Here is a 13,138-nt window from a genome sequence, read left to right on the forward strand (position 1 = left end):
CCTTATGCTATTTTAGTAATTTTAACAGGACACTTTTTATAGTCTGTCTGTTTCGATAACGGATCGGTTGCATCTAAAATAAGTTTATTAATTAAGATACGTGCATCGAAGAATGGGACAAATACCAAACCTTTTGGTGGACGGTTACGGCCTCGAGTCTCGACACGCACACGAATATCACCACGTTTGTTACTCATTAACACTTCATCACCACGACGTACACCATGAGACTTAGCATCATCTGGATGCATGTAACAAAGTCCGTCAGGGACAGCCTTATAAAGCTCAGGTACACGACGTGTCATGGTTCCCGTATGCCAATGCTCAAGTACACGACCAGTACATAACCACAGGTTAAACTCTTCATCTGGGGACTCTGGTGGCGCCTCGTATGGTGCCGAGATTATCCATGCTTTGCCATCTGGCTTGCCATAGAATTCAAATCCTTTACCTTTGCCAACATAGGGGTCTGAACCCTCTTTAAAGCGCCATTTTGTCTCTTTACCATCGACTACAGGCCAGCGTAAACCGCGCTCTTGATGGTAGCGGTCGTATGGGGCTAAATCATGACCATGTCCACGTCCAAAGCTTGCATACTCTTCAAATAGACCTTTTTGTACATAGTAACCTTGGTCTTTTGCATCATCATTGAGCTCTTGCGCTTCAGACAATGGGAACTGGTTAACTTGGCCGTTTTCAAATAGCACTTCACACATATTCTTACCACGTACTTCTGGCATCTTGGCGATCAGCTCTTCACTCCACACCTCTTCAATTTTGAAGCGTTTTGCAAATTCCATAATCTGCCATAGATCTGATTTAGCGTCACCAGGCGCTTTAACCTGCTGATACCAAACCTGAGTACGGCGCTCAGCATTACCATAGGCACCCTCTTTTTCTACCCACATAGCAGTCGGTAAGATAAGGTCAGCAGCTTGCGCTGTTACTGTAGGGTATGGGTCTGAACAGACAATAAAGTTGTCAGGATTTCTAAAGCCTGGTAAGCGCTCTTGATTGATGTTTGGACCTGCCTGCATGTTGTTATTACACATGGTCCAATAAGCATTAAGCACACCATCGTTCAGCTTACGGTCTTGCAAAACTGCATGGAATCCAGGCTTTGGTGGAATCGTGCCTTCAGGGATCTTCCATAGCTTCTCAGCAAGCTTTCGATGCTTAGGGTTGGCAACGACCATGTCTGCAGGTAAACGATGCGAGAAAGTACCCACTTCACGCGCTGTACCACACGCTGACGGTTGGCCAGTTAATGAGAATGGTCCATTACCAGGAGTTGATATTTTACCCACTAAAAGATGAATGTTATAAACTAACGAGTTCATCCATACACCACGGGTATGTTGGTTCATTCCCATAGTCCAAAGTGACATCACCTTAATCTTTGGATCGGCAAACTGCTTAGCGAGTGTGAGCAGTTTATCTTCACCTAGACCTGTCATTTCAGCGGTTTTTTCAAGCGTATATGGCGCTACTGATTTTTTGTATTGCTCAAAATCAATTGAATGTATTTTACCTACATTGGGGTTAGCTGCCTTTTGTTGCAGGGGATGCTCATCCCTTAAACCATAACCAATATCTGTAGTGGCTTGCTTGAAATGGGTATGCTTAGTGACAAAATCCCAGTTTACTGCATCGTTTTCAATGATGTAGTTAGCAATAAAGTTGGCTATTGCAAGATCGGTTTGTGGCTTAAAGATATAGCCTTTATCAGCAAGTTCAAATGAACGGTGATAATAGGTTGATAATACGTTCACTTTCACATGGGGATGACTTAAGCGACGATCGGTGATGCGACTCCATAAAATGGGGTGCATCTCTGCCATATTAGAGCCCCATAACACGAAGGCATCGGCTTCTTCGAAGTCATCATAACAGCCCATAGGCTCATCAATACCAAAGCTACGCATAAAGCCGCCAACAGCAGAGGCCATACAGTGACGCGCGTTAGGGTCGATGTTGTTAGAGCGAAAACCTGCTTTCATCATCTTAGATGCAGCATAGCCTTCCATTACCGTCCACTGACCAGAGCCAAACATACCCACACTGGTAGGCCCTTTCTCTTTTAACGCGGCTTTCCACTTGTCAGCCATGATATCAAAGGCTTGATCCCAGCTTACTGGAGCAAAATCACCGTTCTTATCAAATTTACCATTAGTTTGACGTAACAGCGGCTGAGTTAACCGGTCTGAGCCATACATAATTTTAGAAAGGAAATAGCCTTTGATACAGTTAAGCCCTTTGTTTACAGGCGCTTCTGGGTCGCCTTGAGTCGCAACAACTTTACCCTCTTGAGTCCCAACAAGTACCGAGCAACCTGTACCACAGAAACGACAAGGCGCTTTATCCCAATGAATTTTTGACTGTTCACTCGATGCAATTAAATTCGTCGCAGTGGCTGGAAGAGTGATCCCTGCAAGCGCTGCAGCTGAAGCTGCAGCATTTGCTTTGATAAACTCACGTCTAGACATTTTCATACTTGTTCCTCGCTAACATTATATTTGTTATCAGGGGTTTGATTGCTGGTATCTGGTTCGATATCAATTTGGTGATAAACCATTGTTGCACCAAGCACACCTGGCATATTATTTATTTTTTCAATCACGTCAGTAATAAAGCCTTGTGTTTGGGTCTCTAAGACAACAACAATTTTTCCGACTTCATTGACGCCGTAAATTTCGGCCTCTTCAAACTCTTCTATGAGCTTTTTCGTTGTATTTAAGTGCTCAGGGCTAACCTGGACTAATAGGCTTGAGATATGCGCCTCAGCTAACGACATGTGGGCGTTCCTTATCTATCTGGGGAAAAATACTGAAATGGCGCAGCTTGGGCAACTAGAGATGAAAATCCCAAAAGTACCGATACAAGAGGAGCGAGAAAAACGGTCAGAAAACTAAAGATTTTTAGCTTTAAACTTTTCTCTTCTTCGGCAGTGGAACTCATAAGTCCTCCAACGTGGGGCGTTAACCCTGCACATGGTGAGCCATCAATTTAGGCTCAAATTTGATGGTTAATATGTAAATTTTCAACCAAGCGATTAACTTAACGAAAATAGTACTCGTAATGAGATAGCAAGCTGTATACCTCTAACTTGGTAAAGCCCACACAGCTTGATACGCATCACGATTCTCGTACAAAACTTGATATAGATCAATAAAAGTATCAACCTATTTCAGCTTAAAAATCAAACGTTCAAATAATTACCATGATCTAGGACAGGTTTTGACGTGATCTATATCACAATGGCTCCCTACCAGCTAGTTAACAAAATGTAAATCTATCGCTAAATAGATAGATGGCTCGCAGAAAGAGCGTATAAAAATCAAGCACTCAGAACTTAAGCTGAGTCTTGCTACGGCTAAAACCATAGAGAAATGATCAGAATAAGGATTATGGACAATAAGCAGAGACGAAGTCGCCTGGGAGAAACTAGAATTGCCTTGGGGAAACAAAAAAGCGCAGAGGGGTTTTCTGCGCTTTTATTAAATAAGATAGCCGCTTGCCAGAAGCGTTTATTACCTCTTAGATGAGGAGAGTTATGCCTCTTTAATGCGGTTCAAAATCCGCTTTTCAGAGATAGGATAAGCCGTACCTAACACCTGTGCAAAACAGGAAACCCGGTACTCCTCAATCATCCAACGCGCGTCGAGCAGGGACTCAGGTGTCGCTACCGATCTCGGGACCTTAGCGAGTTGTGCCTCAAGCTCCTTTTGAACATTATTGATACTGTGCATATGGAGTCGGTCTCGATTCGGGTCAACCGGAAGCTTATCTAATCGCTTATCGATGGCCTTGAGGTAGCGCACCATATCCGGCAGGCGCTGCCAGCCACATCGCTCAACGAACCCCTTAAATACCAACTGATCCAGTTGCGTTTGAATGTCACTCATCGCAAAGGCGATATCCAGGCTGATCTTGCCCTTCAAACGCTTCTTAATCTTTTGATAAAGTGTCAGTATCTCTTCGACTCTTAACGCAAGTTTTGCAGCTGTTGGGTTGAGTTCCTGTCTTACCCAGTCTTTCGCCTGCTCAAAACTGGTTTGTGAACGAACATCGACACCTTTTTCATCAAGTAGCTGTTGTACTGCGGCCGCTAAAATATCGTCGATTAACACCTGTACCTGGCCAAATGGATTGAAATACATCGCCAACTTCGCCTTGTTCGGCAATGTTTTTTGCAGATGTTTAACCGGTGAAGGAATGTTGATCAACAAGAGGCGTTGCAGACCCGAGCGATGCGCTCTAATCGCTTCATTCTCATCATCGAACAATTTGATCGACACACTTTCTCTGTCATCGACCAGAGCAGGGAAAGCTTTGACCTCAAAGTTTCCCTTCTTCTGCTGAAATTGACTCGGCAGCTCGCCAAAAGACCACTCAGTGAGATCAGATTTTTCGATCCCCGAATCCGCAACCTGGCGAATAGCATGAGAGACTTCGCCCTGTAAACTGGCTTTTAGCTGCTCAATGTCACGAGACTGAGAAACCAATTTCCCTTTATCATCTTCTACTTTGAAATTAAACAGCAGATGTTTACTCAATTGGCTAACATCGAAGTCTTCGGCACTAACACGTACACCACTCATGCGGAGTAACTGCTTACACATGGTATCGATTAAGCTCATCTCGAAGGGTTTCATCGCCTGCATACAGGCTTTGGCATAGTCCGGTGCGGGAACGAAATTACGCCGAATCGCTTTAGGTAAAGATCTAATCAGTGCAATGCACTTCTCTTCTCTAAGCCCCGGGACCTGCCAATCAAAGTCCACATCTTGGATCTGGTTAAGCAGGGCCACCGGCACATGAATTGCGACGCCATCATCTTCAGCCGAAGGTTCAAAATGATAGTTCACAGATAACTTAAGGTTTCCCTGATGCCAAAAGTCCGGGAAATCTAACGCAGAGATATGACTATCGCCACGCTGCATCAACTGCTCACGTTCAAAATCTAATAGATCGGAATTCTTCTTACGTTCGACTTTCCACCAGCTGAAAAATTTTGGCGCATTGTATATCCCGGCGGGAATACGGGGCTCATAGAAGTCTACCAAAACCTGTTCGTCGACCAGGATGTCACGACGACGTGACTTATGCTCTAAGGTTTCAACTTCTTTGAGTAAGTTTCGGTTCTTAATGAAGAAAGATTCGTTGGTTCTGAGCTCGCCATCGGCTAAGGCGCTACGAATAAAGATCTCACGAGCTTCAATGGCGTTAACCGGACCATATTGGGTCTTACGGCGATTAACGATCATAAGGCCATACAAGACTTGATTTTCAAGGGCGACAACACTGCCCTGCTTAGCTTCAAAATGAGGCTCAAGGTAATTTTTCTTAACCAGATGTCCGGCTAACGGCTCAATCCATTCAGGTTCAATTTTGGCGCAACAACGGGCAAAGAGACGCGAAGTTTCGGTGAGTTCGGCTGCCATGATCCATTTCGGTCCCTTCTTCGCCAGAGGCGAACCGGGAAACACAAAGAATTTACGATTACGCGCACCTAAGTATTCATTGTCTTTATCTTTAAAGCCCACATGGCTGAGCAAGCCTGTCAGCAAGGACTTATGCAGCAGTTCATAATCGGCAGGCTCGGTATTGAGACGCCACTTGAGATCGTGCACGGCCTGTCTAAGCTGAGCATAGAGGTCTTGCCACTCACGCACTCGCAGGTAGGCGAGAAACTCTTTCTTACACTGCTTCCTGAATTGGCTGGAGGAGTATTGTTTCTGCTGAACCTTGAGGTGATCCCACAGGTTAACAAACGAGACAAAATCTGAATTCTTGTCACTGTGTTTCTTGTGGACTTCATCGGCCGCCTGTTTCTTATCCATCGGACGTTCGCGAGGATCTTGAATCGACAGTGCCGAAGTGATCACCAAGGCCTCATGCAGACAACCATTTTGATTGGCCTGAATCACCATCCGCGCTAAACGTGGATCCACCGGAATATGGGCCAACTGTTTGCCCAGAGGTGTTAATCCTAAACGTCCCTTGCTGTTGGAAACGGCTTCAAGCTCTTCGAGCAGTAGGAAACCATCGCGGATATATCGCTGATCCGGTGGCTGAATAAACGGAAAAGCTTCGATGTCACCCAGACCAATCGATAGCATTTTCAGGATAACGGATGCCAGGTTAGTACGCAGGATCTCAGGATCGGTGAATTCGGGGCGACTGGTAAAGTCGTCTTCGGCGTAAAGACGAATACAGATCCCCGGTGCCACACGGCCACAACGCCCCTGTCTCTGATTAGCACTGGCTTGTGAGATGGGTTCAATCGGCAGGCGCTGAACCTTAGTGCGATAACTGTAACGACTGATACGAGCCGTTCCGGGATCGATAACGTATCTAATGCCAGGTACCGTTAACGATGTTTCCGCCACGTTGGTGGCCAATACGATACGGCGACCAACATGACTCTTAAAGACTTTTGATTGCTCGCCGTAGGAGAGACGGGCATACAGGGGCAAGATCTCGGTATCGCGATATTGACGACGATTAAGCTGATCGGCGACATCGCGAATTTCACGCTCGCCGTTCATAAAGATAAGAATATCACCCGGACCTTCTGCTGTAAGTTCATCGACAGCCTCAAATATCCCTTCGGTAAGATCCAGATCTTCAATGCTATCACGCACCAGCGGCCTGAAACGCGTCTCGACCGGATAGGTTCGCCCCGACACCTCGATGACTGGAGCATCATCGAAGTGCTTCGAAAACTTGTCGAGATCGATCGTCGCCGAGGTGATGATCACCTTAAGATCCGGTCGTTTCTTCAGGACCTCTTTCAGGTAGCCTAAGATGAAGTCGATGTTGAGGCTACGCTCATGGGCTTCATCTATGATGATGGTGTCGTACTGGTCTAAGAACTTATCGTTGGTGAGCTCTGCCAGCAAGATGCCATCAGTCATCAACTTGATATAGGAGTCGCTATTGATAGCATCGGCAAATCGAACTTTAAAACCAACGACCTCGCCCAGCGGGCTCTTTAGCTCATCGGCGACTCGACTGGCGACACTTCGGGCAGCCAATCGTCTTGGTTGAGTATGACCAATCAAGCCACGGCAACCTAAACCCAACTCGAGACAAATTTTTGGTAATTGAGTCGTTTTCCCCGATCCCGTTTCACCGGCAATAATAACGACCTGGTGACCCGCAATCGCCCTGGCAATCTCTTCACGTTTTTGTGAGATGGGCAGACTTTCCGGATAGCTTATGTCCGGACGCCCTTGACGCCTCCGCTCTACCTTCTCAAAAGCTTCAACCGCTTGCGCTTCAAGCTTCTCGAGTGTGAGACGTTTCTTATCTGAATCGGCCTCTTTATTGAGCCTGTAAAGGCGTCGTCTTATTCGAGAAGCATCTGATTGATAACACTGTTTAAGATAAGTATTCGATAGAGGGTGTTGTTGCGAACTCAAGTCCAGATTCCATTACCAGGATCAAAAAAGGGATCCTAGCAAGGATATGAGGTTATTGGTATGGAAAATTTAGGTTAATTGGACAATGAATCAGCCCCTTCAGCTTGATGGATCAATCGGGCTCAACTCCCTCCAGATTGTATTGGGCCAAAATATTTTGAATAACACCGCTTCTTTGTAACTTAATAAAACCACTATTGAAGCGTTCTACCAGCGCCTTGTCAGTATGTTTAAGGCCAAAGCCGATATAGTAATACAGCTCCTCATTAGGCCCTGCATAACGAACATTTTTCAAATTATGCTGAGTGATAACCGTGTTTCCTACATCTCTATTGGAATAGATCATCTCTATGTTTCGACCTTCATTATCTAACATCTTGAAAACCTGTGTATTGTCATGGATCTCTTGAATACTGATAGGTTCAAGTTTTGACTCAATCATTTTTTGTCGAATTTCATTTAAATGATCGAAGGTATTAGAAGATTCAAGTACACCGATTTTTGCACCGGCAATGTCTGACAGAGACTGATAATCCAATGGGTTGGATGTATTAACGAAAAATCCATACTGAGTTTTTAAAAGTGGAGGGGAAAAAGATAGCCACTGCGCGCGTTTATTATTCCATCCGATCACCAGCATTGCTTGCACCTGACCCCGTCTGACTTTAAATTGCGATCGTTTCCAGGGTAAGAGTTCGATGGGGCAACTTATCTCTATCTCGCTGCATGTTTGACGCACAATATCGATAGCCGCTCCCGATAGCGTCCCGCCACTCTCATAACTAAAAGGGGGGAAGTCATGAGTGACAAACTTAAGTTCAGCCCCCTCTGCCGGCAATAGCAGATTCATCATCAGAAATAGAAGAACATGAAGTTTGTTCATCATAATCCTTAAAACCACCGACTTTGACAATCCTTTCAAAAGAGGCTTTCGTAATTATTCAATGCACAGGTCCAAGCATCATTCATTATGACAATGAGGAGAGGTAATTCTCCTCACCTTTCATCTAGCATAGCTTGGTATATCAGAGTTTGCCCTGATCGGAATGCCCTCACTAGCTCGCCACTAACAGAGAACTCACTAACCTATGAGTTCAACAATTGTGGGCAAAGCTTGATTAAATATATCGAGTGGGCGTTCAAATAAGACGCTGCGAGCAAGCCCTAAAAAGAGCCGCTGTTGTCGGGCCATACCTGAACTAGGGTTAACTCGCTATAACACAAGATGCTGCGAGCCCCCCCTAGCTGAAAAGGTGAAGCTTAATAATATGAGTGATACTCGTTATGAAAAGAGCCTAAGCCGGCGCGAGATAGCATTGCTGCATATATTTATTGATGGCACTAAGTACGTCGGTGCGGTTTATAGTGCCAATCACCTTGCCCTCTTCTACTACCGGGTAAACTTTCGGCTTAGGTCCCAACATCTGTTCGGCGAGTCGTAAAACGCTGTCGTCGGGTGATACCCAGAGCACATCGCTGCGCATGCAGTCATTTACATTAGCCACTAAGTCACAATGGTAACTGCTTTTTAGCATCACAGACATGCAGTCCTGTTGAGACAGGAAACCAACAAGTTGGCCCGAAGCATCTACAACGGGTGCTCCCAACTTTTTCTTCTCTAATAACGCGTCGACCGCAGCAGCCAACGACATTTCGGGTGTAAGCAGCACGGGTTGACGGTCCATATATTCGGTAACTTTAATTGAATCCATTTTCTTCCCCTGTGGTTTGTCTTAACTTCAGTTTACATAAGAAACCAACAAACTGTACACAAAACATTCGACAAAGCTAATCTAAATAATTAATTTTGTTGGATTAGTGTAATAAATAACAAGTGAACCAAATAGTTAACATTGCAAAGCCGCTTATAATATGCACCTTTCTTTTAGCCTTTAAAACAAGAAATATCCCTTTAAGCCACTAGATTTAATGATTTTTATTTATGTGAACACCAGCCAGTAAACTTTCAGGCTGGGACATTTTGACCCATGATTATGCTGAAAGATGATCTAGTTCATATTGATGAAATCTAATGCACGACTTTCGTCTCAAGCACGATAAAGCTTGATGTGAGTCAATATTTTTCATTTTTTTAGGCATAGACTTGTTGCTGCAAAGTGAGCAAAAACAATTCAACTCCATAACAACAACAAAGGTTTAACATGGACACACATGCAGCCCTATATCGACAGGGACAGGCGCGTTTGGATATGCTGCGCCAGCTCAAATCCCGAGACGGACAGTCATTAACTAGCAAAATGAAAGAGCATGGCATCACCCGCCGTGACTTTATGAAGTGGAGCGCATCTGTAACAGCGATGCTAGCACTTCCCCTTCCATTCAGTACGCTTGTCGCGGAAGCCGCGGAACTTGCCGATAGAGTACCGTTAATCTGGTTACACATGGCCGAGTGCACAGGTTGTTCTGAGTCTTTAATAAGAACCGATACACCTAATCTGGATTCTCTTATCTTCGATCATGTTTCATTGGAATACCATGAAACCTTGATGGCCGCCGCTGGCTGGCAAGCTGAAGAGAATCTGGAACATGCGATGGAGGCCTACAAAGGCCAATATCTTCTTGCGGTAGAAGGCGCAGTACCTACAGCAAACAACGGTGCTTATCTGACCGTCGGTTGTAAAGGTCACACAGGCCTTGAAATCATCAAGCATGCTGCCGAAGGCGCTGCGGCGATTATTTCTGTCGGTACCTGTGCAGCTTTCGGTGGTGTTCAAGCTGCCTCGCCTAACCCAACGGGTGCAAAAGGCATACATGAAGTTGTCGACAAGACAGTGATTAACTTGGGTGGTTGTCCTCCAAGTGAGAAGAACATTGTCGGAACCCTGATGTATTTCATCATGTTTGGCAAACTTCCAGCACTCGATATGTTCAACCGTCCTAAATGGGCTTACGGTGCGCGTGTACACGATAACTGTGAACGTCGTGGCCGTTTCGATGCCGGTGAGTTCGTCGAAGAGTTTGGTGACCAAGGTGCTAAAGAGGGCTACTGCCTCTACAAGGTGGGTTGTAAGGGTCCTTATACCTATAACAACTGCCCTACCGAAAGATTTAACCATCATACCAGTTGGCCAGTACTTGCAGGACATGGTTGTATGGGCTGCTCAGAGCCAAATTTCTGGGATGATATGGCTGACTTTGAAAAGCCACTTGGCAGACAACTCCTACATGGAATTGATGCAACTGCGGACACCGTAGGTGCCGTTATTCTTGGAGCAACTGCTGTGGGTATTGGCGCCCATGCCGTTACCAGCATTTTCGCCAAGCCACTGGAGGAGTAATCAATGAGTAAGCGTGTAGTAATCGATCCCATTACCCGTATTGAGGGTCACTTGCGCGTCGAAGTCGAAGTCGACGAAAACAATGTCATTAACAAAGCTTGGTCATCTTCTACTCTTTGGCGCGGCATCGAAGTCATCCTTAAGGGTCGTACCCCTATGGATGTCGGACTGATCGTACAGAGAATTTGTGGTGTTTGTACTTATTCCCATTACCGTGCCGGTATTGAAGCAGTTGAAAATGCATTAGGAACTGAGATCCCTCTTAATGCCAAATATCTGCGTTCATTGATGCAGACATCACTGTATATGCATGACCATATCGTTCATTTCTATCACCTGCATGGTTTGGACTGGGTAGATGTCGTATCTGCACTGAGTGCCGATCCTGCTGCTGCGGCGCAAGAAGCGCTTAAGTATACCGCGAATCCTATTTCTGCCGGTGAAGGTGAACTACGTGCCGTACAGGAGCGAATCAAAGGTTTCGTTGAAACCGGTAAGCTTGGCCCATTCGCTAACGCGTATTGGGGTAATGGCACTTACAAGTTTACACCAGAGCAAAACCTGATCGCCCTATCTCACTACCTTAAGGCGCTTGAAGTTCAACGTGTCGCGGCTGAGATGTTGGCTATCTTCGGTGGTAAGTCTCCACATCCACAATCTTTGGTTGTTGGTGGTGTGACTTCGGTTCGAGATATGTTGAGCCCTGCACGTTTGCAGGAATGGAAGCAGAAGCACGCTATCGTGACTGACTTCATTCACCGTGCCTATAAAGCCGACATCGTTATGGCTGCAGCAGCATTTGGTGGCGAGCCTAGTGTACTTGGTGGCGTAAACGTGAAGAACTTCATGGCTACCAACGACTTCGTATTGGCCGATGGTCAGTACATGTTTGATCAGGGTGTGATCATGAACGGCGATCTTGCCGGTGTGACCGACATTAACCCAGATCTCATCAAGGAAGACGTGACCCACGCCTGGTACAAAGCCGACGGCGCACAGCATCCGTATGACGGAACAACGGTTCCAGACTACACAGGTTTTGTTGAGCGTGACACTGTCTACGGTAAGCTACCTACCCTTGATGGTGACGGTAAGTACTCTTGGGTTAAGTCTCCGCGCTACGACGATGAGCCAATGGAAGTGGGACCACTTGCAAGCTTGCTCGTGAGTTACGCTAAAGGCAACAAGGTTGTTGTTGACTCGGTCAATGGCCTGCTTGAAGCCACTGGTTTGCCAATAGGCGCCCTGTTCACTACCTTAGGTCGTACTGCAGCGCGTATGTTACAGACAGTGATTGTTGCTGAAGAGGGTCTTAAGACGTTCGATGCTATGCTGGTCAACATGCAATCTGATGAGTCTACCTACGTTAAACCTGTAATGGATTCCAGTCAGGAGTACGTTGGACACTCGATGATCGAAGCGCCTCGCGGCATGCTAAGTCACTGGATTCGTATTAAAGGCGGTCTTGTAGAGAACTATCAAGCCGTAGTACCGACAACCTGGAACGCAGGTCCCGTCGATGCCAACGGAAAGATGGGTCCTTATGAAGCTTCTTTGATTGGTCTGAAGTTGGAAGATCCAACTAAACCACTGGAAGTCATACGAATCATTCACTCATTTGACCCTTGTATGGCTTGTTCTGTACATGTTATGGACTTTAAGGGACAAGAGTTGGGTGAATTCCGTATCGATCCCAACGGCCAATAATCACTAAGGGAGGGATAGCAAAATGAATCATTCTGCGACCCATACTAGAGACTTGATCTTCAGCCCTGCGATCCGGATTTTTCACTGGCTCCGGGCACTGTCGATACTCGTTCTGGTTATCACAGGATTTTATATATCTTGGCCATTTTTGGTGGCGCCTGAAACTAATGATATTCAGGTTCAGAGCTATATCCGCTTTGCTCACTTAGTGTTTGGCTTTGCGTTAACCGCCATCACCCTGGTGCGCTTTTACCTCTTCTTCTTCGGCAAGAGCGACATTGAACGTCGATCTTTCCGTGATGTGTCGAGTGTAAGTAGCTGGGTTAAAAACTTGAAATCATACTTATGGATGGGGCACCTGAATAAAGCGGGTGTTTATGGACCATTACAGTTCACAACCTATGTATTGATCTCATTTATGGCTCTGATTATCTGTATCACTGGCCTGGTACTGTACGCCAACGTTTACCACCTTGGAATGGGTGGCATGATGTGGGATGCAGCAGGTTGGATCACCGCACAGATGGGTGGACTGGCACAAGTAAGAATTTGGCACCATTACCTGACTTGGGTATTTGTCATCTTCGTTCTTGTCCATGTATACATGGCCGTATGGTCGGGTATCAGGTTCAAACATAACTCTGTAGATTCTATTGTCTCTGGTTATGATTACCACAAGAAGCACAAGTAGATATTGTCGTCACT

The 13,138-nt window shown here is 45.7% G+C and carries 9 protein-coding genes; 3 read left to right on the plus strand and 6 right to left on the minus strand.

Annotated elements, in window-relative coordinates; genetic code table 11:
* Positions 1-2: 2 nt before the first annotated feature.
* The 6 genes from napA to EKG38_RS15815 all read right to left on the minus strand — a co-directional run bounded on the left by napA (position 3) and on the right by EKG38_RS15815 (position 9,139).
* Entirely contained in the window at positions 3-2,492 is a 2,490-nt protein-coding gene (gene napA / locus EKG38_RS15795) for a nitrate reductase catalytic subunit NapA (protein ID WP_126521195.1), read from the minus strand.
* Complete coding sequence (locus tag EKG38_RS15800; RefSeq protein WP_126521196.1) at positions 2,489-2,794, minus strand: chaperone NapD; 306 nt, start codon at positions 2,792-2,794, stop codon at positions 2,489-2,491. Before EKG38_RS15800 ends, napA begins: the two co-directional genes overlap by 4 nt.
* Before the next feature lie 11 nt (positions 2,795-2,805).
* On the minus strand, positions 2,806-2,958 hold the full coding sequence (locus EKG38_RS24980; protein WP_185826876.1) for a hypothetical protein: 153 nt from the start codon (positions 2,956-2,958) through the stop codon (positions 2,806-2,808).
* Positions 2,959-3,551: 593 nt separating this feature from the next.
* Entirely contained in the window at positions 3,552-7,433 is a 3,882-nt protein-coding gene (gene hrpA, locus EKG38_RS15805) for an ATP-dependent RNA helicase HrpA (RefSeq protein ID WP_126521197.1), read from the minus strand.
* Between the two features lie 106 nt (positions 7,434-7,539).
* Positions 7,540-8,310, minus strand: coding sequence for a substrate-binding periplasmic protein (locus EKG38_RS15810; RefSeq protein WP_185826877.1), 771 nt, complete (start codon positions 8,308-8,310; stop codon positions 7,540-7,542).
* 412 nt (positions 8,311-8,722) lie between these two features.
* Positions 8,723-9,139 carry a CBS domain-containing protein gene (locus EKG38_RS15815; protein WP_126521199.1) on the minus strand — a complete coding sequence of 139 codons (417 nt, stop codon included), beginning with the start codon at positions 9,137-9,139 and terminating at the stop codon, positions 8,723-8,725.
* A gap of 450 nt (positions 9,140-9,589) precedes the next feature.
* Between EKG38_RS15815 and hyaA the strand changes: the two genes are divergently transcribed.
* From hyaA to cybH, 3 genes are read left to right on the plus strand one after another with little or no spacing between them, the layout of a single operon-like run.
* The gene (gene hyaA, locus EKG38_RS15820; protein WP_126521200.1) at positions 9,590-10,726 is read left to right on the plus strand and encodes a nickel-dependent hydrogenase small subunit; all 1,137 of its coding nucleotides are present in this window, start codon (positions 9,590-9,592) and stop codon (positions 10,724-10,726) included.
* Positions 10,727-10,729: 3 nt separating this feature from the next.
* Positions 10,730-12,433 (plus strand): nickel-dependent hydrogenase large subunit, encoded by a 1,704-nt coding sequence (gene hyaB / locus EKG38_RS15825; RefSeq protein ID WP_126521201.1) that lies wholly within the window; start codon positions 10,730-10,732, stop codon positions 12,431-12,433.
* A 22-nt stretch (positions 12,434-12,455) separates the two neighbouring features.
* A complete protein-coding gene (gene cybH / locus EKG38_RS15830) occupies positions 12,456-13,124 on the plus strand; it encodes a Ni/Fe-hydrogenase, b-type cytochrome subunit (protein ID WP_126521202.1) in 669 nt (222 codons plus the stop codon).
* Positions 13,125-13,138 lie beyond the last annotated feature (14 nt).

Origin of the sequence: Shewanella canadensis (assembly GCF_003966225.1) — a bacterium.
GTDB classification, from domain to species: Bacteria; Pseudomonadota; Gammaproteobacteria; order Enterobacterales; family Shewanellaceae; genus Shewanella; species Shewanella canadensis.